Source organism: Geopseudomonas sagittaria, assembly GCF_900115715.1.
GTDB classification, from domain to species: Bacteria; Pseudomonadota; Gammaproteobacteria; order Pseudomonadales; family Pseudomonadaceae; genus Geopseudomonas; species Geopseudomonas sagittaria.
Window position 1 is genome coordinate 228522 of record NZ_FOXM01000003.1, and the last position, 24039, is coordinate 252560.

The 24039-nt window shown below is 66.6% G+C and carries 11 protein-coding genes; 6 read left to right on the forward strand and 5 right to left on the reverse strand.

Translation table 11 applies throughout. The annotated features are described in order from the left end of the window. Window positions 1–63 precede the first annotated feature (63 nt). Entirely contained in the window at window positions 64–1560 is a 1497-nt protein-coding gene (locus tag BM297_RS05270) for a sensor histidine kinase (RefSeq protein WP_092429013.1), read from the forward strand. Window positions 1561–1569: 9 nt separating this feature from the next. On the opposite strand, the gene BM297_RS05275 is transcribed toward BM297_RS05270, so the two are convergent. Together BM297_RS05275 and BM297_RS05280 are read right to left on the reverse strand one after the other, a co-directional pair. Continuing rightward, on the reverse strand, window positions 1570–2232 hold the full coding sequence (locus BM297_RS05275; RefSeq protein WP_092429015.1) for a response regulator: 663 nt from the start codon (window positions 2230–2232) through the stop codon (window positions 1570–1572). 103 nt (window positions 2233–2335) lie between these two features. Then, complete coding sequence (locus BM297_RS05280) at window positions 2336–12922, reverse strand: peroxidase family protein (RefSeq protein WP_092429017.1); 10587 nt, start codon at window positions 12920–12922, stop codon at window positions 2336–2338. Between the two features lie 918 nt (window positions 12923–13840). Here BM297_RS05280 and BM297_RS05285 point away from each other — a divergent pair. From BM297_RS05285 to BM297_RS05295, 3 genes are read left to right on the forward strand one after another with little or no spacing between them, the layout of a single operon-like run. Then, a complete protein-coding gene (locus BM297_RS05285) occupies window positions 13841–15580 on the forward strand; it encodes a type I secretion system permease/ATPase (protein WP_092429019.1) in 1740 nt (579 codons plus the stop codon). A gap of 6 nt (window positions 15581–15586) precedes the next feature. Further along, window positions 15587–16933: an HlyD family type I secretion periplasmic adaptor subunit gene (locus BM297_RS05290; protein ID WP_092429021.1), complete on the forward strand. Its 1347-nt coding sequence runs from the start codon at window positions 15587–15589 to the stop codon at window positions 16931–16933. Further along, entirely contained in the window at window positions 16934–18286 is a 1353-nt protein-coding gene (locus tag BM297_RS05295) for a TolC family outer membrane protein (protein ID WP_092429023.1), read from the forward strand. It abuts the gene before it with no gap. A 12-nt stretch (window positions 18287–18298) separates the two neighbouring features. Here BM297_RS05295 and miaE read toward each other — a convergent pair whose 3' ends face one another. Then, the gene (gene miaE, locus BM297_RS05300; protein WP_092429025.1) at window positions 18299–18901 is read right to left on the reverse strand and encodes a MiaE family protein; all 603 of its coding nucleotides are present in this window, start codon (window positions 18899–18901) and stop codon (window positions 18299–18301) included. Between the two features lie 139 nt (window positions 18902–19040). Between miaE and BM297_RS05305 the strand changes: the two genes are divergently transcribed. After that, window positions 19041–19907 carry a universal stress protein gene (locus BM297_RS05305; protein WP_092429027.1) on the forward strand — a complete coding sequence of 289 codons (867 nt, stop codon included), beginning with the start codon at window positions 19041–19043 and terminating at the stop codon, window positions 19905–19907. A gap of 90 nt (window positions 19908–19997) precedes the next feature. Here BM297_RS05305 and BM297_RS05310 read toward each other — a convergent pair whose 3' ends face one another. Next, window positions 19998–20474, reverse strand: a complete 477-nt coding sequence (locus tag BM297_RS05310) for a DUF1289 domain-containing protein (protein WP_092429029.1) — start codon at window positions 20472–20474, stop codon at window positions 19998–20000. A gap of 329 nt (window positions 20475–20803) precedes the next feature. On the opposite strand from BM297_RS05310, the gene acnB reads away from it, so the two are divergent. Beyond that, window positions 20804–23413, forward strand: a complete 2610-nt coding sequence (gene acnB, locus BM297_RS05315) for a bifunctional aconitate hydratase 2/2-methylisocitrate dehydratase (RefSeq protein WP_092429032.1) — start codon at window positions 20804–20806, stop codon at window positions 23411–23413. A gap of 122 nt (window positions 23414–23535) precedes the next feature. Here acnB and BM297_RS05320 read toward each other — a convergent pair whose 3' ends face one another. Further along, complete coding sequence (locus tag BM297_RS05320; RefSeq protein WP_092429034.1) at window positions 23536–24003, reverse strand: RNA methyltransferase; 468 nt, start codon at window positions 24001–24003, stop codon at window positions 23536–23538. Between the last annotated feature and the right edge of the window lie 36 nt (window positions 24004–24039).

Below are 24039 nucleotides of genomic sequence, written 5' to 3' on the forward strand. Positions count from 1 at the left end.
TTGTTGGAAGATCATCACGGCAAGGCCGCCGCTGAGACTCAGGACAGCACGGGAGTGGCACCAATGTCTGCAGATGCGCAGGTCGAATCTAACACCACCGCCAGCTCCCAGTCGGAACTCCAGCTCGCGCTCCCGGCCCGTCCAGCCTGGCGACGCTGGCTGGCGGCGAGCCGCCGCTCCACCCAGTTCGTGATTGCCGCCGCGTTGATCCTCGGCGTCACCATGAGCTTCGTCGGCAATCTGGTCAGCCAGCAGATCCGCCTGGCCGCCGCGCATAGCGCCGGCGAAGGAGCCGCGATCTACATGGAGGCCTACCTCGACGAGTACATTCAGGAACTGACCAGCGCGCGGCAACTTTCCTCAGCCAGCATCCAGGCCATCGACTCGCTGATGCGCGACACCTCGCTCAAACAGCACGTGGTTTCCGTGAAGATCTGGCTGCCCGATGGCACCAATATCTACAGCAGCAGCAAGCTGCCGGAATACCCGCGCTCGCCCATGGACGAAATCCGCCAAGCCCTGCAGGGCCGCATCGTCACCGGGCTGAGCGAGCTGGAAAACGAGGAGCACGCCTACGAGCGCAGCCTGAATATCCCCCTTTACGAAACCTATGTACCACTGCGCGAGGTCGGCAGCGGGCGGGTGCTGGCGGTGGGCGAGTTCTACGAGATGGAACACGAGATCGGCAGCATCCATCAGGAAGTCTGGGTGACCATCGGCGGCGCCACCCTGGCCATGCTCACCCTGCTGTTCTTCATCGTCCGTCGTGGCGACCGGATCATCGAGCAGCAGCAGGTTGCCCTGTGCCGGCAGATGAACGCGCAAGCCGAACTGCACCGGCAGAACGAGCTGCTGCAACAGAAGGTCACCCGCGCCAACCACGAGTTCGCCACCATCAACGAACTGACCCACCGCCGCCTGGGCGCCGACCTGCACGATGGTCCGGCGCAGTTGCTGACCCTGATCCTGCTGCGTCTCGACGAGCTGAGCGCGATCCGCGATCGTTGCCCGCAGTCGGCCGCCTGCGCCAGCGAAGCCCTGGAAACCATCCGCAGCGCGGCCCAGGAAAGCCTGCGGGAAATCCGCGACATCTCCCGCGGCTTGGCCCTGCCGGAAATCAATGCGTTGAATCTGGAAGAGGAGCTGCGCCTGGTGACCCAGCGCCATGAGCAGCGTACCCAGACCCAGGTGCAGCTGACCCTCGACAGCCTGCCCGCCGAGGTTGCCCTGCCCTACAAGATCTGCATCTATCGCCTGGTGCAGGAAGCCCTCAACAACGCCTTCCGCCACGCCGGCGGCCGCGAGCAGCGGGTTCGTACCTCCTGGCAGGGCGGCGTGCTGGAAGTGGAGATCGCCGACGGCGGCGATGGCATCGCCGAGGCGCCCCTGCACTCCCAGCGCCACGACCGCGTGCGACTCGGCCTGGTGGGCATGCGCTATCGGGTCGAATCCCTGGGCGGACTGTTCAGCATCGATTCGGCACCCGGCCAAGGCACGCGCATCCGCGTGCGCTTCAATCTGGCCGCCGCCCACTCGGCCGCCGCCCCGGTGACGGCCTGAGCGCGGCGCTCAGGACGACCCCGGCCCGCGAGCCTTCTGCGCCTCCCAGTGGCGCTGCACGGCAGTGACCGCCTCGACCCGGTTGCGCGCATGCAGCTTGTGCATCACGCTGGTCATGTAGTGCTTGACGGTCTTCTCGCTGAGGCCGAGCTTGTCCGCCACCTCGCGATTGGTCATGCCGCGCGCCACCTCGCGGATCACCTGCTCCTCACGGTGGGAAAGATCGACCCCGCGCGCCTCGCTCTCGTGGCGGCGTAACTGGCTCAGCAGATGGGCGGCCAGCGAGGGGGTGACGAAGGTCTCGCCCCCGGCCACCTGGCGGATCGCCTGCACCAGCTCCGGCCCGCTCACGCCCTTGAGCACGTAGCCCTGGGCGCCGGCCTCGAAAGCCGAGCAGGCATCGTCCTCGGCCTCGGAGACAGTCAGCATCATCACCCGCACCGTCGGCTGGGCCTTGCTGATCGCCCGCACGGCGCCGAAGGTATCCCCGGGCATGCTCACATCCATCAGCAGTACATCGGGCAGATGGCGGGCCGCGATGTCCCGCGCGTCGTCGGCCGTGCCCCCCTCCGCCACCAGATCGAAATCGACCACGCTCTTCAGGGTCGCTGCCACCCCTTGGCGCAGCAACGGATGATCATCGACGATGCCGATGCGAATCCTGGCATTCATACGCACCCCCTCCCCCATGAGGTTTCCTCCGTCAACCCTAGCACGCCACGGCTACCCTGCCGGGCGGTGGTGGGGCCTCCCTGGCCACCCACCACCGTCGGGCTCAGGTCAGCTGGAAGTCGGCAATCGTCACGGTGGTGGCGTTGCCAACCCCGACCAGGGTGATGGTGCCGCCGTCGGCGCCATTGATCGTCACCAGGGTGTCTGCGCCGACATCGCTGATCGTCACCCGGCTGGCGAAGGTGGCGCCGGTCAGGTTGTAGGCCGAGATATCCAGGCGATCCTGCCCGCCGCCCGCGACCGCGTCGAAGCCGATGACCCGGTCGGCACCGAAGGCCGGGCCGAACACCAGCACATCGTTGCCCTGGCTGACGTCCAGCAGGTCATTGCCGGCGCCGCCGGTGAGTCGGTCATTGCCCGCCCCACCATTGAGGGTGTCGTTGCCGGCACCGCCCAGCAGCGTGTCGTTGCCGCCCTGGCCATTGAGGGTATCGTTGCCGACGTTGCCCTGGATCAGGTTGTCCTGGTTGTTGCCGGTGAGCACGGCCGCGGCGGTCCCCTCGTAGCTCAGGTTCTCCACGTTGGCCACCAGGCTGTAGACCGCGCTGGTCGAGCGCACCGTATCGGTACCGCCATTGCCGCTCTCGACCACCACGTCCCCCGCCACATCGACCCAGTAGGTGTCGTTGCCGGCGCCGCCGACCAGGCGGTCGGCGCCGCCCAGGCCATCGAGGATGTCGTTGCCGCTGTTGCCGGTGATGGTGTTGGCCAGGGCGTTGCCAGTGCCAGTGAAGGCGCCGCCGTTGCTCTTGGTCAGGTTCTCAACGTTGTCGCCCAGCGTGTAGCTGGCCAGGGTGGTCAGCACCGTGTCGCTGCCGGCGTTCGCCGCCTCGACCACCTGGTCGCCCAGACTGTCGACCACGTAGCTGTCGTTGCCGGCGCCCCCCTCCAGCCGGTCATCGCCGAGGCCACCGTCCAGGGTGTCGTTGCCCGCCCCGCCGATCAGCAGGTCGGCGCCACCCAGGCCGTTGAGGGTATTGTTCCCCGAACCGCCGGTGATGACGTTGGCCAGGGTGTTGCCGGTACCGGTGAAGGCGCCGCCATTGATCTTGGTCAGGTTCTCGACGTTGGCCCCGAGGATGTAGCTACCCAGGGTGGTCAGCACCGTGTCGCTGCCGGCGTCCGCCGCCTCGACCACCTGGTCGCCCAGGCTGTCGACCACGTAGGTGTCGTTGCCGCTGCCACCCTCCATCCGGTCATCGCCGGTGCCACCGTCCAGGGTGTCGTTGCCCGCTCCGCCGATCAGCAGGTCGGCCCCACCCAGACCATTGAGCGTGTCGTTGCCCGTGTTGCCGGTGAGGGTGTTGGCCAGGGCGTTGCCCGTGCCGGTGAAGGCGCCGCCGTCGACCTTGGTCAGGTGCTCGACGTTGTCGCCCAGCGTGTAGCTGGCCAGAGTGGTCTCCACGGTGTCGATGCCGGCGTCCAGCGCCTCGTTCACCTGGTCGCCCGGGTTGTCGACCACGTAGGTGTCGTCGCCGGCACCGCCATTGAGGATGTCAGCCCCCGTACCACCGTCGAGCAGGTCATGGCCGGCCAGGCCATTGAGGGTGTCGTTGCCACCGCGACCTTCGAGCACATCGCTGCCGAGCGTACCGTTCAGCACCTCTCCGGCCTCGGTGCCGATGAAGATGCCACCGACGATGCCGGTGGCCACCGAGGTCACCGACTCCAGGGTATTGCCGTTGTCCGTGTAGCTGACCACCACGCGCAGCTGCTGGCCGCTCTGCGCCGCTCCCGGCGTGAAGCTGGCATCCGTGGCCCCGTCGATGTCGCTGAAGGTAACGCCGTCGCCGGCCTGCCACTGGTAGGCGAACTGCACGCCGGCCAGCCCGTCGGCATCGGCGAAGGCGAGCACAGCGGTGACCGCCTGCCCCGGCCGCGGCAGCGTGTTGCTGATCTGCACGCTACCGAGCGGCAGGCGGTTGGCCACGCCGGTCGCGGTGACCGCGGTGGTCGGCGCCGACAGCACGGTCTCCAGCACGCCGCGGGCGTCCTGGTAGACCGCCCTGACCCGCAACGCCACGCCGAGCAGGTCGGCCGTCACCGCAAAGGTCGTGCCGGTGGCGCGCATGGCCTCGCCACCCAGGTTGGCCAGCACGATGTCCTCGAAGGTGCCGTCACCGGCCAGATCGGCCTGCCAGTAGTAGGTGACCGGACCGCCGACCGTCCCGTCCGGGTTGGCGGCGCTGATGTTGTCGGCATCGCGCAGCGCGAAGGGCGCCACGCTCAGCACCTGGCCGACACTGGGCGAGCCGTCGCTGATGCGCAGGGTGCCCTCGGCCTCACCATTCACGCCCGGCACCAGCACCACCGCTCCGTCGTTGAACTGCAGGCGTTCGATGTTGCGCAGGGTGTCGGTGCCGTCGAGGCCGACGTTGTCGGTCACCGTCCAGGTGCCGTTACCGTTGTCGACGATGCTGTAACTGGCCTGCAGCCCCGAGAACTGCGCGGTGTCGAAGTTGAACCCGCCATCGCCCTCGCGGATCGCGCGCACGATCACCAGTTGCCCGGGATTGATCTCGCCGGACAGCATCCGCGGCACCAGCTCGGTCAGGCTCTCGACGCTGTCGATCTCGTTGCCGCTGCCGTCGCGGTTTTCCCGCACGCTGATGCGCACGTTCAGCCACATGTCGCCGTCGATCAGGTCGTTGCCGCCGTTGCCGGCGATGATGTCGCTGCCGTTGCCACCGAGGATGATGTTGCCGGCGCCGAACGAGGTCTGCCCGGCGCCGAGCATGTCATCCAGCAGCTCCTGCAGGCCGGCGATCAGGCTGATGTTGGTCAGCACGCTGCCGTGCAGGCCGGAGGTGGCGATGCCGCCGGCATCGAACTCGTCGCCCTGCAGGATGTCGCTGTGGTGCGAGCCGGACAGCCCCTCGATCGACTCGAAGCGGGTCAGGATCGAGGCACCTGAGGCCGGCACCGGCGTCTCGTCGAAGGCGCGCAGGCGCAGGTCGATGTTGACCCCGTACGGATCGTCGCGGAACGCCGCCCAGTCGAAGCCGGAGCCACCGACGTAGCGGTCGCCCTCGCCACCGTTGCCCATCATCAGGTCGTCACCGCCCTCGCCGTCCATGCGGTCGATGATGCCGCGCTCGCCGATGAACACGTCGTTGCCGATGACGTTGTCCAGGCCGAACTCGTTGAAGTTGTCGCCGGCGTTGCCGTCCGGGCCGCCCAGCTCCAGCCAGTCGTCGCCCTCGTTGCCGAACTGCGCCTCGTTGCCGCGGGTACCGAGGATGAAGTCGTTGCCCGGACCACCGAAGATCTCCGAGGCATCCTCGCCGGAGATGACGAAGTCATTGCCGTGGCCGGCGATGATCAGGTTGAGGCCGTTGCCACCGTGGACGACGTCGTTGCCGTCGCCGGCGCGGATGATGTCGTCGCCGCCGCGGTCGGTGATGATGTCGTCGCCGGCGCCGCCGAGGATGTTGTCGTTGCCGTCGCCGCCCTCCAGGCGGTCGTTGCCGGCGTCGCCCCACAGGGTGTCGTCGCCGAGGCTGCCGATGAGGATGTCATCGCCGTTGCTGCCGCCCAGCACCACGTGCTCGTCGCCGGTGTACTGCAGGTAGTTGCTGTCGGGACCGGCGGTCAGCGGATTGTCGCGGATCACCTCGGGCAGTAGCGCATTGTCGCCCTGCGGATCGGCGCGGCCGTCAAGGCCCAGGCCGGTGTGCTGCAGGAGCGGGTTGACCTCGAGGATGAAACCCGGGGTGGAGAAGATGTCCGCCGGCAGGTGGGTGGCACTGGTGTTGGCCATCACCATGCGGGCGAAGGAGTTGTTCTCCATCTCGGTGAGCAGGTTGAGCCCGGCGAGCCGCTCCAGGTAGTAGAAGCGGTCGCCGTCCTGCAGCATCTCCATCTGCGTCTCGAACACGAAGTTGAAGGTCGAGCCGAGCAGGCCGCCGAACGGCATCTGCTTCTCGGCCAGGCCGCCGATCCAGAAGTCGACCAGGTTGAGTCCGGTTTCCACCCCGGCCCAGGCGTCGGTGCCGTTGAGGAAGGCCAGGCGATCGTCCGGCGCCCCCTCGCCGCCGAACACCAGGGCGAAGGCGGCGTCACGCTTGGCCTCCAGGGTGGTCGCACTGGTGATGGTCCCGTGGGTGCCATAGGCGGCGATGAAGTTGACCACCGAGGTCTGGTGCTTGAGGTTCATCGCGAAGTCGACCCAGCTGCTGTACGGCGTCAGCTGGCTGTCGCCGGTCATCGCGTAGAACTCGGCGCGGGCGACGTTGAGCGAAGGCACCCCGGCATCGCGGCCGCGCGCCAGGTTGATGGTCGCCAGGTCCAGCGGCAGGCCGAGCAGGTTGTTGCGCAGCGCCTCGGTGACGAACTCGTCGATCTCGTTGCCCAGCTGGCGGGTCATGCCGCGCACGATGGCGCCCGCGGCGTCCTCGGCGCTGACGCTGACGGTGCCGCCGTTGCCATCGCTGAGCTGGTTGAAGGCCAGCGGGTTGAGGAAGGCCTCGATCAAGCCCATCTCGCTGGAGACGAAGTTCGCGTCCAGGCGCTCCACCGTCTCGGTCAGCATCGAGTGGCCGAAGCGGTACACCACGTGGGCGAACTCGGCGAAGATCGCCGGATTGATCGCCGTGTCGTAGACCTGGGTGGCGTTGAAGAACACGTCCACCTGCGGCTGCACCTTGCGGGCGAACTCCTCGAACACCAGGTGCTGGTACTGCATCTCGGTGGAGAAGCGCGCGGCCTGGAACAGCCGCTCGCCGTTCCATACCAGCCCGTCAGGGCTGCTCGGCAGCGTGCTCACCGGCTCGAGCAGCCACTGGTTGATGAACGCCACATCGTTGCTGGCGATCACCACGTCCTGGATGTGGCCGACCATGCGGTTGTGCTCGGCGTGGAACACGTGGTGCACCGCGGTCAGGCCGATGTTCTCGTTGCCGCGGCCGTCGCCGGTGATGAAGTGGGCGTCGAGCAGCTCGTCGTCGTAGGTGCCGGCCGGCTGGGCCAGGAACGGCTGGTTGCCCGGCCCCACCGGCTGGTTGGGATCGAACGCGGGGTTGGCAATCGGCCCCGCCACATCGTCGCCATCGGCGGTCAGCAGTGCGCCGGCCTGATTGCGCGGGTTGGCGCTGTGGGCGATATCGTCGAGGAAGGCATGGCCGGTGCGTACCACGTTGGCGGGCACGGCGAGGCCGCCGGGCTGTGCCGACACCAGGCCAGTGCCGGTGACGAACTGCGGCCAGCCGTCGGCGTCGGGAATGAACTTGCCGTAGGGATCGACCAGCAGCATCGGCAGGTTGGTCACGTCGGCATCGGTGAGGGTGATGCCGAGCATCGCCTCGGCCTGGGCCTTGACCTCGGCCCAGGTCGGCAGGCCGCCGTCGGCGCCGTCGAGCATGCGCCCGGTGGCGACCGGTCGGCCGGCGGCATCCAGCGCATATTCGCGCAGGAACACCTGGTGCGAGGGGTTCGAGGTGTAGGTCTGGTTCTGGTCGACGAAGGGCGTGGTCTGGTTGACGTGCAGGTGCACGTCGTCGGCGGTGTCGAACTCGCCATCCGCGCCGGCCTGCACCGCGCTGTTGGTGGCCCGGGTCAGCAGCATGAAGCGCTGGTTGACCGGCAGGTCGTCGGCGGTGCCGGCGAGGCCGTCGGCGCCCAGCACCAGCGGGTCGTCCGCCTGCAGCGGAATGACCACCAGGCCGTTGCCGCCCTTGTTGACCAGGTCCAGGCCGTGGTCGAAGAACTGGCCGAACAGGGTGAACCAGGAGTTGAAGCCCGCCGACAGGCCCTCGTCCGGCGCCGTGTTGGGAATGAACAGCGGCTGGCCGGCCGGGATCGGCACGCCGTTGAGGTCGAGCAGCACGCCGTTGGCGTCCAGCGTGCCCAGACCGGCGTCGACATAGGCCTGCACCGCCGCCGGGTTGCTGATGGTCTGGTCGACCACCAGGTTGGAGATGATCCGCGGGTTGGAGTCCACCACGCTGCCGCCGGGGCCGCTGGCGGCGTAGTTGGTGTTGTCGACCACACCCCCCGGCGCCGGACCGTTGATATCGAAGCTCTCGCCGTCCTGCTCGTCGAGGAACTGCTGATCCAGCAGCAGGGTGAACGGCTGGTCCGCCGAGCCGTAGTGCGACTGCCCGGTCACCAGGTTGTTGAACGAGCCATCGACGGTGCGCAGGCCCAGGGCCAGCCGCGAGTTGGGCAGGATGTCCAGCAGGTCCTCGCCGCCGGCGTGGCGCTCGGCGATGAAGATCTGCTCGAGGATGAACTGCAGGTCGGCGCGGATCAAATGCAGCCCGCCGCCGGGGCTGACCACCGCACTTTCCGCGGGGATCGGCGCCACCGGCGGGGGCAGCACGACGCCCTCGACCGCCGCGGTGGCGCCGGAGGCGATGCTCTCCAGCACGCCATCGGCGTCCTTGTAGATGACCTTGACCCGCAGTGCCAGGCCGTCGACCTGTGGCAACACGGTGAACGAGCGGCCGTCCACCGTGGCCGGCAGCACCCCGCCGTCGACCAGGATGTCCTCGAAGATGCCCGAGCCGGGCACCGTCTCGACCTGCCAGACATAGCTGGTCGGGCGCCCGCCGATGCTGCCGTCGGGATTGCTGGCCGAGACGTTGTCGCCATCGCTGACCCCGGCCACCGAGACCAGCAGCCGCTGCCCCACCGCCGGCGCGCCGACCAGCGGCTCGCCGTCGGCGTCGAGGATCAGCACTTCGCCCTCCGGCGCGAAGTTGCCGGCCGCCTGCACCCCGGGGATTTCCGGGACGAACTGGCCACCGACCAGCACCAGGGCCATGTCGGCGAACTGCAGGCGCTCGATGTTGATCACCCGATCGACGCCGTCGATGCCCGGAGTCAGGTTGCCGTCGACATCGGCCACCAGGTGGCTGACCGTGGTCACCTCGCCCAGTGTCTCGATCTCGTAGTCGGCCCGCGCGCCGGAGAAGGTCGCGGTATCGAAGTCGGGGGCACCCTCGAGGATTTCACGCACGATCACCAGCTGGCCCGGATTGATCTCGCCGGACAGCATACGCGGCACCAGGTCGCGGATGCTCTCGACGCTGTCGATCTCCTGCTCGGGGTTGGCGCGGTCACGCACGCTGACCCGCACGTTGAGCCAGCGGTCGCCATCGAGCAGGTCGTCGCCGCCGCGCCCTTCGAGGATGTCGCTGCCGCTGCCGCCGAGGATGATGTTGCCGCTGCCGAACGAGGTCTGCCCGGCACCGAGGAAGCGGTCGAGCAGCGCCTGCAGGCCATCGATCAGGGCGATGTCGGTCAGCACGCTGCCCTGGGGCGTGGAGTTGGCGATCAGGTTGGCGTCGGCGTTGTCGCCACGCAGGATGTCGGCATGAGCCGAGCCGGACAGACCCTCCACTTCGGCGAAGCGGTCGAGAGCGCCGGCATTGGACGGCGTCACCGGCGGCTCGAGGGCGTCGTTGACGATCAGGTCGGCCTTCACGCCCAGGCCGTCGTGTTCGTAGCTGACCCAGTCGAAGCCGGAGTTGCCGTCGAAGTGGTCGGCACCTTCCGAGCCGACCATGATGTCGTCGCCGCCCTCGCCGATCACCTCGTCGAAGCCGCCGCCGCCGATGAACACGTCATGGCCCTTGATCTCGTCGGTGGAGAACGGCGCCAGGTTGTCGCCGGGCGCACCGTCCTGGGTGCCGATCTCGATCCAGTCGTCGCCCTCGTTGCCGGCGGTCTGCAGGTTGCCCTTGGCGCCGAGGATGAAGTCGTTGCCGCTGCCGCCGAAGGTTTCCGACACGTCCTCGCCGGTGATGATGAAGTCATTGCCGGCACCGCCGAGGATCAGGTTGAAGCCGTTGCCGCCATGGATCACGTCGTTGCCGGCGTTGCCCTTGAGCACGTCGTCGCCGCCCTTGTCGGTGATGATGTCGTCGCCGTCGCCACCCTCGATGTTGTCGTTGCCGTCGCCGCCCTCCAGGCGGTCGTTGCCGGCATCGCCCCACAGCGAATCGTCGCCGATGCTGCCGATGAGGATGTCGTCGCCGTCAGTACCGCCGAGCACCACGTGCTCGTCACCGGTGTAGCGCAGGTAGTTGCTGTCGGCAGTGGCCGTGGCCGGGTTGTCGCGGATCACCAGCGGCACCAGCGGATCGTCACCGAGCGGGTCGGCGCGACCGTCGGTGCCCAGGCCGGTGAACTGCAGGGCCGGATTGACCTCGAGGATGAAGCCCGGGGTGGAGAAGATGTCGGCCGGCAGGTGGGTGGCGTCGGTGTTGCGCATCACCAGCTTGGCGAACGAGTTGTCCTCCATCTCGGTGAGGAAGTTCAGCCCGGCCAGGCGCGCCAGATAGTAGAAGCGGTCGCCGTTCTGCAGCGACTCCATCTGGGTCTCGAAGACGAAGGAGAAGGTCGAACCGAGCATGCCGCCGAACGGCATGATCTTCTCGGCCAGGCCGCCGATCCACAGGTCGATGTCGTTGACCCCGGTCTCCGCCGCCGGGCCATTGAGGAAGGCCAGCCGCTCGGCATCGCCGATCGCGCCGCCACCGAAGACGATATCGGTCGCGGCGGCGCGCTTGGCCTCAAGGGTGTCGGCGCCGGTGATGCTGGCATGGGTGCCGTAGGCGGCGATGAAGTTGACGATCGACGCCTGGTGCTTGAGGTTCTGCATCAGGTCGAGCCAGCTGATATAGGGCTTGAGCTGGCTGTCGCCGGTCATCTCGTAGAACTGGGCGCGCGCAACGTTCAAGGTGGGTATGCCGGTGTCGCGACCGCGGGCCAGGTTGATCGCCGCCAGGTCGAGCGGCAGGCCGAGCAGGTTGCTGCGCAGCGCATCGGTGACGAATTCGTCGATCTCGTTACCCAGCTGGCGGGTGGTGCCGCGCACGATGGCTCCCGCGGCTTCCTCGGGGCTGAGCCCGCCCGCGGCGAAGGCCAGCGGATTGAGGAAGGCCTCGATCAGGCCCATCTCGCTGGACACGAAGTTGGGGTCGAGGCGGTCCACCGTCTCGGTCAGCATCGAGTGGCCGAAGCGGTACACGGTATGCGCGAACTCGGCGAGGATCGCCGGGTTGATGGTGGCGTCGTAGCCGGTCGGGGCGAGGAAGACATCGACCTGCGGCTGCACCTTGCGCGCGAACTCCTCGAACACCAGGTGCTGGTACTGCATCTCGGTGCCGAACTTGGCGGCCTGGAACAGCCGCTCGCCGTCCCACACCAGGGTCGACAGGTCGGCCGGCACCGCGTTGACCGGCTCCAGCAGCCACTGATTGAGGAAGGCCAGGTCGCTGGCGGCCGCCTCGAGGATCACCGTCTTGGTGTGCTCGACCAAGCGGTTGTGCTCGGCGTGGAACACGTGGTGCACGGCGGTGAGGCCGATGTTCTCGTTGACCCTGCCGTCGCCAGCGATGTAGTGGGCGTCCAGCAGTTCGTTGTCGTAGCTGCCGGCCGGCTGGGCCAGGAACGGCTGGTTGTCTGGCCCCACCGGCTGGTTGGGATCGAACGCCGGGTTGGCGATCGGTCCCGCCAGGTCGTCGGCATCGGCGCCCAGCGCTAAGCCGGTCTGGCTGTTGAACGGGTTGGCGGCATGGGCGATGTCGTCGAGGAAGGCATGGCCGGTGGCCAGCGCCTGCGAGGCATCGACCGGCGTCAGCAGGTTGCCCTCGACCAGGCCGTTGGCGGTCACCAGTTGCGGAAAGCCGTTGGGGCCACGCAGGAAGTTGCCGTAGGCGTCGGTGGCCAGCAGCGGCACCCGACCGACGTCGACGTCGTCGAGCTGGATGCCCAGCAGGTCGCGCGCCTGGGCCTTGAGCACAGCCCAGGTGGCCATGCCGCCCAGTTCGACATCGTCCGCCGTGCCGAAGCGGCCGTCGGCACCGAGGTCGCGGTTGGTCAGCAGCTTGCCGGTGGAGACCGGCCGGCCGTCGGCGTCCAGCTCGTAGGCGCGCAGGAATACCTGGTGCGAGGCATGCGAGCTGTAGGTCTGGTTCTGGTCGACGAAGGGCGTGGTCAGGTTGACCTGCCCCATCACGTCGTCAGCCGTGCCGAGCACGCCGTCATCCCCGGCATGGACCGCAGTATTGGTGGCGCGACTGACGATCATGAAGTTGGTCTGGCTGTTCGGATCGTAGAGCGGGTCATCCGGCTGCAGGGGAATGAACACGATGCCGTTGCCGCCCTTGGCGACCAGATCGAGGCCGTGATCGAAGAACTGGCCGAAGAACACGAACCAGGTGTTGAAGCCGGCCGACAGGCCCTCGTCCGGTGCGGTGTTGGGGATGAACAGCGGCTGGCCGGCCGGGATCGCCACGCCCTCGAGGTCGAGCAGCACACCGTTGGCGTCCAGCGTGCCCAGCCCGGCGTCGACGTAGGCCTGCACGGCCGCGGGATTGCTGATGGTCTGATCGACGATCAGGTTGGAGATGATCCGCGGCGCGGCATCGCTCACGAACTGCTGGTCGGGATCGTAGGCCGCGAGGTACTGCTGCTCGCTCAGGAACACGAAGCCCTGGTCCGCGGCCCCATAGGTGCTGTTGCCCTCGGTCAGGTTGTTGAAGGTACCGTCGACCGTCCGCAACCCCCAAGGCACCTGCGAGTTGGGCAGCAATTCACTGAGGCTTTGTCCGGCGGCATGGGATTCCGCAATCAGTATTTGCTCAAGGATGAATTCGAGATCTGACTTGGAATAGGTGGCCATTTCATTTCCTCGCTGCCCGCGCGACAAAGCCCGGGACACAAAATAATTAAGCAAGAGCTCATCCACGACGCTGCAGCCTGAACAAAAGCAGCATCGACAGAAACAGCGGGCAACCAAAACAAGATCAATACTCGGCCGCGCCGATATACTTTCAGCTATCGGCAATCATCCGAACCCTGATACTTGTCCCATGCAACGACAACGGCGAGCTGAAAACCCGGAGTTGCAACTCAGCCCCGTGGCGGGCCATGCAGTGGCAGGACACCGAAGTGCCCAGGCAATGCGGACCTCATTTCGAGGTTGAACCGGACTGTGTTCATCCTGTTTCCTTGACGCAAAGGCTCCGACCTGCCGCGAGCCCGATGCCCACAGCATGCTGGTTTAGCCGAGATTCACGTTTAAGACTAAAGTCCCGGACCTTGGCCCTGTCAAGGAAGCAAGTCAGTACGTTTTATTCTCAAATGAAATATATCTAAAAGTGATTCGCTATTATCAAATCAGGCACACTCATTATTGCCAAAAAACCTTCCATACAACTCAACGGCAAATACTCACGCAGCACCCAATAATTCCCCAAGCCCATGAAAAACATCAGCAATCAAATCACCAGAAAACCACCCATCAATTGATAAATTACGCAAACAGCCAGCAGATATATTTCCGCAACCACCGCAGCGACAATCATCCGAACAATACAGCCAGGACAAACCGCCATACCTTCCCCAACCCGCCGGCACCCTGTGCACTGGTGGTATTCACGCCATGCACTATCCGCAAGTCTCGCCCCAAGGTGGTGGCAGAAGCCGTAAAGCCCGCCTATACATTGGGGAGCCACTCAATCTTGCGGCCTTTGCTCCGGGTACGGGGCAAGTGCATTGGCAAGCGGGCCTCAGCCACCTGCAGTACCGGAGGATCCAGATGGACCTGTTGTCATCCCCCCGCTCCGAGCTGGCCGAGGCGCTGTTCCGCCTGCGCCGCACCTTCTATGCCCTGGCCGCCTTCAGCGGGGTGATCAACCTGCTGATGCTGACGCCGGCGGTGTACATGCTGCAGGTCTACGACCGCGCCCTGGTCAGCAGCAATGTCACCACCCTGCTGATGCTCACCCTGCTGGTGATCGGCCTGTTCGTGCTGATGGCGCTGCTGGAGGTGGTGCGCTCGAGCGTGCTGATCCGCGTCGGCAACCGGCTCGACATGATGCTCAACCAGCGCGTGTTCACCGCCTCGTTCGAGCGCAACCTGCGCCGCGCCGGTGGCAACCCGTCGCAGGCGTTGCAGGACCTGTCGCAGGTGCGCCAGTTCCTCACCGGCAACGGCCTGTTCGCCTTCTTCGATGCACCCTGGACGCCCATCTATCTGGTGGTCATCTCCCTGGTCCATCCACTGCTCGGGGTCATCACCCTGGTCGGCTCGCTGCTGCTGGTCGGCCTCGCCTGGCTGACCGAGACCAGCACCCGCAAGCCGCTGGCCGAAGCCAACCAGGCGGCCATGGCCTCCGCCGCCTACGCCAACAACAACCTGCGCAATGCCGAGGTCATCGAGGCCATGGGCATGCTGCCGGCCATCCGCCAGCGCTGGTTCGGCAATCACCTGCGGATTCTCGAACTGCAGAGCCTGGCCTCTGATCGCGCCGCCTGGATCAACGGCCTGACCCGCTTCGTGCGCATCACCCTGCAGTCGCTGCTGCTCGGCGCCGGCGCGCTGCTGGCAATCCAGGGCGAGATCACCCCAGGAATGATGATCGCCTGCTCCGTTCTCGGCGGCCGCGCCCTGGCGCCGGTCGAGCAGGTCATCGCGACCTGGAAGCAGCTGCTGTCCAGCCGCACGGCGTGGGCTCGGCTGTCCGCCCTGCTGCAGGACTTTCCGGCCCGCAAGGAGTCCATGCCGCTGCCCAAGCCCACCGGGATCCTCAGCGTGGAAGGCGCCTTCGCCAACGCGCCGGGCAGCAACCTGCCGATCCTGCGCGCCATCAGCTTCAACCTGTCGCCCGGCGAGGCGCTGGGCGTGATCGGCCCGTCGGCCTCGGGCAAGTCGACCCTCGCCCGCCTGTTGGTCGGCATCTGGCCGGCCCAGGCCGGCAAGGTCCGCCTCGACGGCGCCGACGTGTTCCAGTGGAACAAGGAGGAGCTCGGCCCCTGGCTGGGCTACCTGCCACAGGATGTCGAGCTGTTCGAGGGCACCATCGCCGAGAACATCGCCCGCTTCGGCGCGGTGGACGGCGACGCGGTGATCCAGGCGGCCCGCCAGGCCGGCGTGCACGAGATGATCCTGCGCCTGCCGCAGGGCTACGACACCCGCCTGAGCGCCGACGGCGGCTCGCTGTCCGGCGGCCAGAAGCAGCGCGTCGGCCTGGCTCGGGCGCTGTACGGCGATCCGGCGCTGATCGTTCTCGACGAACCGAATTCGAGCCTCGACGATGTCGGCGAAGCGGCGCTGATCCACGCCCTGAGCGAGCTGAAGCGGCGCGGCAAGACCCTGGTGCTGATCTCGCACCGGCCGACGGTGCTGAACATCGTCGACAAGATCCTGCTCTTGCGTGAAGGCACGGTGCACATGTTCGGCAGCCGCGACGAGGTGTTTGCCGCCCTGCGCCAGGCCAGCGTGGCTTCGGTACCCGCGGGCGGCACGCCCCTGACGTCAGTCAAGACCAAGGAGTGACCAGCCATGTCGAATCTCGGGGGAGAACACAAGGGCCTGGCGCTGCCGGGCAGCGAACGGGTGATCGACATCGACGATGGCCGCCCGCGCCGCTGGGGGGTGTGGCTGGTGGTCGCCGGCTTCGGCGGCTTCCTGCTCTGGGCCAGCCTGGCGCCGCTGGATGCCGGCGTGGTGGCCAATGCCACGGTCAACGTCACCGACAACCGCAAGACCATCCAGCACCTGAGCGGCGGCACCGTCGGCAGCATCCTGGTCCGCGAGGGCGACCGGGTGCAGCGCGACCAGCCGCTGATCGAGCTCGACCGCACCCGAGCCATCGCCGAGCAGGGCGTGGTCAGCGCCCAGTACATCGTGGCGCGGACCGTGGAGAATCGCCTGCAGGCCGAACGGGACGGCCTGGACAAGGTGACCTTCGACCCCGAACTGCTCGCCCGCTTCGCCGGCGACCCGCGCCTGCAGGAGGCGACCACCCTGCAACAGCGCCTGTTCACCACCCGTCGGGCGGCGCTGACCGGCGAGGCCGGCATCCTGCGCGAGAACATCCGCGGCGCCGAGGAGCAACTCAAGGGCCTGCGCCAGGTGCAGTCGGCACGCAGCGCGCAGATCAACTTCCTCGCCCAGGAACTGAACGGCGTGCGCGACCTCGCCGCCGAAGGCTACGTCGCACGCAACCGCATGCTCGAGCTGGAACGCAGCGCCGCCGACCTCAACGCCCAGCGGGCGCAGAGCGTGGCCGACATCGGCCGCACCCACAACCAGATTGCCGAGCTGAAGCTGCGCATCCTGCAGCTTCAGCAGGACTACCAGAAGGAAGTGCAGTCGCAGCTGACCGAGGTGCAGAAGGAGGTCAGCGCCCAGGCCGACCGCCTGCGCGCCCTGGACTACGAGGTGGCGCACACGGTGATCCGCTCGCCGATCGACGGCATCGTACTCGGCCTCAACGTCTCCACCGTCGGCGGGGTGATCCAGCCGGGCGCGGAACTGATGAGCGTGGTGCCCGCCGACGAGCCGCTACAGGTGGACGCCATGATCCCGGTGCAGGCCATCGACAAGATGGCGCCAGGACTGGCGGTGGACATCACCTTCCCCGCCTTCAACCATGCCCAGACGCCGAACATTCCCGGCCGCGTGCTGACCATCGCGGCCGACCGGCTGGTCGACGAAGCCAGCAAGGAGCCCTACTACCTGGCCCAGGTCGAGGTGACCGAGGCAGGCATGGCGCGGCTCGGCAGCAACCGGATCCGTGCCGGGATGCCGGCCACGGTGATCATCAAGACCGGGGAGCGCAACCTGCTGAGCTACCTGCTCAAGCCGCTGCTGGCTCGTATCGACAGTGCCTTCAAGGAGCAATGAATGGCCGTCCGCCTCGCCCTCGCCTGCCTGGCCGGACTGGCCGGACTGGCCAGCCTGCCCGCCAGCGCCCTGGATCTGCAGCAGGCCTGGGAACTCCTGCAAGCCCAGGGCCCCACCTACCGTGCCGCAGTGCACGAGCGCGATGCCGGCCTGGAGAACCGTGCCATCGGCCGGGCCGGCCTGCTGCCGCAACTCAGCGCCAGCGCCAGCCGCAGCCGGGTGGACGGCACCCGCGAAGAGAAGGATTTCCTCGGCCGCAACACCGAGAGCGACCTCGACTACGACGCCGAGGCCTACATCGTGCGTCTGCGCCAGCCGCTCTATAACCGCCAGAAGTTCGCCGAGTACCGCCAGGGCAAGCAGCGCGCGGACTACAGCGAGGCGGTATTCGATGCCAGTACCCAGCAGTTGGCGGTGACCCTGAGCGGCCGCTATTTCGACGTGCTGCTGACGCGCGAGACCATCGACCTGGCTGCGGCCAAGCTCAAGGCCTTCGAGCAGCAGGTCAGCGCGGCGCAGCGGCGCTTCGACCTGGGCGACGGCACCATCATCGACGTCGACCAGGCCACCGCCCGCCGCGATCTGGCCCAGGCCGAGCTGATCGAGGCACAGGACCAGCAGGTGGTCGCCCTGCGCCTGCTGCAGGAGATCCTCGGCCAGCAGCCGGAAAACCTCGCCACCCTGCGCGAGGAGTTCCCCACGCCGGGCCTGCAGCCCGCCAGCCTGCCGGAATGGCTGAGCCAGGCCAAGGCCAACAATCCGAGCCTGCGCGCCCAGCAGTTCAATCACGGGCTGGCGGAAGAGGAAGTCAACCGGGCCAAAGGCGGGCACTGGCCGACCCTGGACCTGGTGCTGGGCTATACCGACAGCGACAGCGACTCGGTCTCCACCATCGACCAGCAGAACCGCTACGCCTCGGCCGGGGTGGAGCTGAACATGCCGCTGTACGCCGGCGGCGGCGTCAGCGCCCGCGTGCGCCAGGCCGTCGCCAGCCGCGAACAGGCCGGAGAGGAACTCAACGCCACCCGCGAGGAAGTGCTCTCGGCCACCACCCGCCAATTTCGCGGCGTACAAAGCGGCGAGATGCGCATACGCGCGCTGGAACGGGCGGTGATTTCCAGCGAGCGCGCCCAGGACTCGGCGCGCAAGGGCTTTCTCGCCGGCACCAGCACCAACCTCGACATCCTCAATGCCGAGGAGCAGGTATTCATCGCCCGCCGCGATCTGCTCGAAGCCAAGCTGCGCTACCTGCAGGCCCGCCTGCAGCTGGCCACCGCCGTGGGCCTGCTCGGCGAGGACGACATCCTGCAGGCCAATGCCTACCTGGGGCCCGAGCTGGTCCTGAACAACTGAAGGCGGAGCACGTCAGGCCGCCGCACCGCTGTGGAAGCGGAACTCCTTGTCCGGCGTGAGGATCGCTTCGCGCTCGATCTCGGCGAACAACGCCACCCGCTCGTCGATCGGCTCGCCGGCGTACTGCTGGGCCATCTTCAGGTAGTCCTGATAGTGGCGCGCCTCGGACTTGAGCAGGGAGATGTAGAACTTGCCCAGCTCCTCGTCCAGGTAAGGCGCCAGGCGGTAGAAGCGCTCGCAGGAACGCGCCTCGATGTAGGCGCCGACGATCAGGGTGTCCACCAGCTTGCCCGGCTCGTGCTTGCGGATATGCGCATGCAGGCGCTGGGCATACAGCGAGGCGCTGACCGGCCGGTAAGCCACACCGCGCTTCTTCATCAGCGCCGCCACCTGCTCGAAATGGCGCAACTCCTCGCGTGCCAGGCGCGACAGCTTGTACTGCAGGTCTTCCTTCTCGACATAGCGGTACAGCAGGGTCAGCGCCGTGCTGGCGGCCTTCTTCTCGCAGTTGGCGTGATCGATCAGCAGGATCTCGGGATGCTGCAGCGCCTGGTCGATCCAGGCCTGGGGGGTCGGGCAGAGCAGGAAGCTCTCGATCTCGGGAAGCAGGGACATGGCAATCCGGCTAGTCTTGGAAAGCCGGCCATTATACGGGGGCCGGTCGCTGCGAGCATGCCTGCCGCTTGACGCACATCAAGCGGTGCGTGGCTGTCCTGCGTCTAGAGTGAAGTCGAATGCCTACAGGGAGACGACCATGCAAGAGATCCGCAGCATCCTGGTTGTGCTGGAACCCGGCCAGCCGGAAGGGCTGGCCCTCAAGCGGGCACGGCTGATTGCCGGCGCCACGCAATCCGAGCTGCACCTGGTGGTTTGCGACGGACAGCACGACCATGCGGCCTGGCTCGACGAGCTCGCCACCGACCTGCGCGAGGAAGGCTACAGCGTCTCGACCCGCCAGGACTGGCAGGAAAGCACCCACCAGACCATCATCGCCGCCCAGCAGGCCGAGGGCTGCGGCCTGGTGATCAAGCAGCACTACCCGGACAACCCGCTGAAGAAGGCCCTGCTCACCCCGGACGACTGGAAGCTGCTGCGCTACTGCCCTTGCCCCGTGCTGCTGGTCAAGACCGACCGCCCGTGGACCGGCGGCAATGTGCTGGCGGCGGTGGACGTGGGCAACGACGATCCCGAGCATCGCACCCTGCACGCCAGCATCGTCTGCCATGCCCACGACGTCGCCCACCTGGCCAAGGGCGAACTGCACGTGCTCAGCGCCCATCCGGCGCCGCTGCTCTCCGCCGCCGACCCGACCTTCCAGCTGCGCGAAACCATCGCCGCGCGCTATCGCGAGGCCTGCCAGAGCTTCCAGGACGAGTACGGCCTGAGCAACCGCCAGCTGCACATCGCCGAGGGTCCGGCCGACCTGCTGATTCCGCAACTGGCGCTGCAGCTGGATGCGGTGGTCACGGTGATCGGCAGCGTGGCGCGCACCGGTCTGTCCGGCGCACTGATCGGCAACACCGCCGAAGTGGTGCTGGACGTGCTGGAGAGCGACGTGCTGGTGCTCAAGCCGGACGATATCTGCGATCAGCTGGAGAAGCTGATCGAAGAACAACCCTGAGCCACCCCCTGCAGGAGCAGATTCACCTGCGACCCTGTCGCGAATGAATTCGCTCCTGCAACATTCGCTCCTGCAACAGCGGTGGCGCCATCAGACGCGGATGTCCTCGCCATCCACCAGGAAGCGCGGCGCGATGTAGCGCTGGTAGTGCGCCTCGGAGAGCAGGAAGTACTCGCGATCGATGGCATCGCGCAGTTCCGGCAGGCTGCTGTCGCGAAATTCCGGCAGCAGCACGATGCCGTAGGCATCCAGCTGCTGGATCAGCCGCGCGCCGCGGGCGATCAGCAGGTAGGCCCAGCAGTACGGCGATTGCTGGGGGGCGAAGCGGATCTGCCGCTGCTCGAGCTGCCGGCACAGCAGCGCCGGATCGAACACCTCCAGCTTGGCCGCCATCACTTGGACCAGCAGGCTCTCCAGACGCAGCAACACCGCGCGCTTTTCCTCTTCACGGTACAGGTTCCAGTTCACCACCTCGTGGTGAAAGCGCTTGCAGCCGCGGCACACCAGGTCGCCATAAACCGTGGAACAGAGGCCGACACAGGGGGTCTTGATGCGCTGGTTGGGCATGACAAATGAGGCGCTGCAACGAAAACAGAGCGGCATGTTAGCCCTTTGTCTAAGCTGGGTCATCCGCCGTCGGCCGGGAGGGTTGCTTAACTTATGCCGGTCTTTCCAGTAGAATCCGCGTGCCTTGTAACAGGCGCCAATGTCCGCAAGAAGCTGTTTTCAAAGCGTCACGAGCACAGTAAACCCGGCAGGAAGCGGTTGGTGGGCAGCGTATCGGCAGACTCGCACCCACCGACACACTTTCGTCACAGTCCGGCGTAAAACTTTGAAAACAGCTTCTGGATGAGAGTCCCGGACTCCCGCATGGGACCACTGATGAGGGTAATACTGTGCTTGAAGCCTACCGCAAACACGTAGAAGAGCGTGCCGCCCAGGGCGTCGTGCCCCAGCCGCTGAACGCCGAGCAGACCGCAGGCCTGGTTGAACTGCTGAAGAACCCGCCGGCCGGCGAAGAAGAATTCCTGGTTGACCTGATCACCAACCGCGTTCCTGCGGGCGTCGACGAAGCCGCCTACGTCAAGGCCGGTTTCCTGTCCGCTGTCGCCAAGGGCGAGACCGCCTCTCCGCTGATCAGCAAGCAGCGCGCTGTCGAGCTGCTGGGCACCATGCAGGGCGGCTACAACATCGCCACCCTGGTCGAGCTGCTGGACAACGCCGAACTGGCCGAAGTCGCTGCCGCTCAGCTCAAGCACACCCTGCTGATGTTCGACGCCTTCCACGACGTTTCCGAGCGCGCCAAGAAGGGCAACGCCGCGGCCAAGGCCGTGATGGCCTCCTGGGCCGAGGGCGAGTGGTTCACCAACCGTCCGGCGCTGGCCGAGAAGATCACCCTGGCCGTGTTCAAGGTCCCGGGCGAAACCAACACCGACGACCTGTCGCCGGCTCCGGACGCCTGGTCGCGCCCCGACATCCCGCTGCACGCCCTGGCCATGCTGAAGATGGCCCGCGACGGCATCAACCCGGACGTCCCGGGCTCGGTCGGCCCGCTGAAGCAGATGGAAGAGCTGAAGGCCAAGGGCTTCCCGGTCGCCTACGTCGGCGACGTGGTCGGCACCGGTTCCTCGCGCAAGTCCGCCACCAACTCCGTGCTGTGGTTCTTCGGTGACGACATCCCGAACGTGCCGAACAAGCGCGCCGGTGGCTTCTGCTTCGGCACCAAGATCGCCCCGATCTTCTACAACACCATGGAAGACGCCGGCGCCCTGCCGATCGAATTCGACTGCACCAACCTGGCCATGGGCGACGTCATCGACGTGTACCCGTACAAGGGCGAAGTCCGTCGTCACGGCAGCGACGAGCTGGTCACCACCTTCGAGCTGAAGACCGACGTGCTGCTGGACGAAGTCCGCGCCGGTGGCCGTATTCCGCTGATCATCGGCCGCGGTCTGACCGAGAAGGCGCGCGCCGAACTGGGCATGGCTCCGTCCACCCTGTTCAAGAAGCCGGTTGCTCCGGCCGACAGCGGCAAGGGCTTCTCCCTCGCCCAGAAGATGGTTGGCCGTGCCTGCGGTCTGCCTGAAGGCCAGGGCGTACGTCCGGGCACCTACTGCGAACCGAAGATGACCACCGTCGGCTCCCAGGACACCACCGGCCCGATGACCCGCGACGAGCTGAAGGACCTGGCTTGCCTGGGCTTCTCCGCCGACCTGGTGATGCAGTCCTTCTGCCACACCGCCGCCTACCCGAAGCCGATCGACGTCATCACCCACCACACCCTGCCGGACTTCATCATGAACCGCAGCGGCGTGTCCCTGCGTCCGGGTGACGGCATCATCCACAGCTGGCTGAACCGCATGCTGCTGCCGGATACCGTCGGCACCGGTGGCGACTCGCACACCCGCTTCCCGATCGGCATCTCCTTCCCGGCCGGTTCCGGCCTGGTCGCCTTCGCCGCCGCCACCGGCGTGATGCCGCTGGACATGCCGGAATCCGTGCTGGTGCGCTTCAAGGGCAAGATGCAGCCGGGTATCACCCTGCGTGACCTGGTGCATGCCATCCCCTACTACGCGATCAAGGCTGGCCTGCTGACCGTCGAGAAGAAGGGCAAGAAGAACATCTTCTCCGGCCGCATCCTCGAGATCGAAGGTCTGGACGGCCTGACCGTCGAGCAAGCCTTCGAGCTGTCCGACGCCTCCGCCGAGCGTTCCGCTGCCGGTTGCGCCATCAAGCTGCCGGAAGAGGCCATCGCCGAATACCTGCGCTCGAACATCACCATGCTGCGCTGGATGATCGGCGAAGGCTACGGCGATGCCCGCACCCTGGAGCGTCGTGCCCAGGCGATGGAAGCCTGGCTGGCCGATCCGAAGCTGCTGAAAGCCGACAACGACGCCGAATACGCGGCCGTGATCGAGATCGACCTGTCCGAAGTGACCGAGCCGGTTCTCTGCGCGCCGAACGACCCGGACGATGCCCGCCTGCTGTCCACCGTTGCCGGTCAGAAGATCGACGAAGTGTTCATCGGTTCGTGCATGACCAACATCGGTCACTTCCGCGCTGCCGGCAAGCTGCTGGACAAGGTCAAGGGCGGCATCCCGACCCGTCTGTGGCTGGCTCCGCCGACCAAGATGGACGCCCACCAGCTGACCGAAGAAGGCTACTACGGCATCTACGGCAAGGCTGGCGCGCGCATGGAAATGCCGGGCTGCTCGCTGTGCATGGGTAACCAGGCTCGCGTACAGACCGGTTCGACCGTGGTCTCCACCTCGACCCGTAACTTCCCGAACCGTCTGGGCGACGCTACCAACGTGTTCCTGGCCTCGGCCGAGCTGGCGGCTGTTGCCTCCATCATCGGCAAGCTGCCGACCGTTGAGGAGTACATGGGCTACGCGAAGAACATCGACAGCATGGCTGCCGACGTTTACCGCTACCTGTCCTTCGACCAGATGGCCGAGTACCGCGACGCGGCTGCCAAGGCCAACATCCCGGTCATCCAGGCTTGAGCCTGCAATGACCCGGCTGTAGTGCCCCGGCACTGAAAGAAACCCCGCTTCGGCGGGGTTTCTTTTTTTCAGGATCCGGTGATTTCGGGGGTTCTCTCGCAGGCTGTTGAAAAAACCACCGGCTAGAACAGCGGCCCGGAGCGGGTATTGTTGCCCTTGGCCAGCCGGTCGTAGAGCACCACGTTGACCGTGGCGGCGAGGTTCATGCAGCCGTTGGTGGGGATGTAGATCACGTCCTCGCACCAGTCGCGGATCTGCTTGTCCAGCGAGCCGTCTTCCGGCCCGAAGATGTACAGCGCCCGATCCGGATGGGTGTACTCGGGCAGAGAACGCGCGCCTTCGACCAGCTCCACCGCCACCGGCGTGCAGCCGAGGGGGAGGATCTTGCGCAGGTCGTCGATGTTGATCAGCGGAATGTCCTGGTGGACCTTCTTGGTGTCGGTGACGAAATCCCGCGCCCGGTCGTAGCGGGTGCCGGTATAGAACACCGAGCTGACTTCATAGCAGCCCGCCGCGCGCATGATCGATCCGACATTTTCCGGCGACTTGGGATTGCTCAGACCGATACAGCTGTATCTCTTGTTGGCCACGGGAATACTCGCAAAAGCGCCGATTATACCGGGCCG

What these genes read in the sequence shown, in the direction of transcription:
- BM297_RS05270 (WP_092429013.1), top strand. Translation starts at nt 64, where the DNA reads ATGTCTGCAGATGCGCAGGTCGAATCTAACACCACCGCCAGCTCCCAG.
- BM297_RS05285 (WP_092429019.1), top strand. Translation starts at nt 13,841, where the DNA reads ATGGACCTGTTGTCATCCCCCCGCTCCGAGCTGGCCGAGGCGCTGTTC.
- BM297_RS05290 (WP_092429021.1), top strand. Translation starts at nt 15,587, where the DNA reads ATGTCGAATCTCGGGGGAGAACACAAGGGCCTGGCGCTGCCGGGCAGC.
- BM297_RS05305 (WP_092429027.1), top strand. Translation starts at nt 19,041, where the DNA reads ATGCAAGAGATCCGCAGCATCCTGGTTGTGCTGGAACCCGGCCAGCCG.
- miaE (WP_092429025.1), bottom strand. Translation starts at nt 18,901, where the DNA reads ATGTCCCTGCTTCCCGAGATCGAGAGCTTCCTGCTCTGCCCGACCCCC.
- BM297_RS05280 (WP_092429017.1), bottom strand. Translation starts at nt 12,922, where the DNA reads ATGGCCACCTATTCCAAGTCAGATCTCGAATTCATCCTTGAGCAAATA.
- BM297_RS05295 (WP_092429023.1), top strand. Translation starts at nt 16,934, where the DNA reads ATGGCCGTCCGCCTCGCCCTCGCCTGCCTGGCCGGACTGGCCGGACTG.
- BM297_RS05275 (WP_092429015.1), bottom strand. Translation starts at nt 2,232, where the DNA reads ATGAATGCCAGGATTCGCATCGGCATCGTCGATGATCATCCGTTGCTG.
- BM297_RS05310 (WP_092429029.1), bottom strand. Translation starts at nt 20,474, where the DNA reads ATGCCCAACCAGCGCATCAAGACCCCCTGTGTCGGCCTCTGTTCCACG.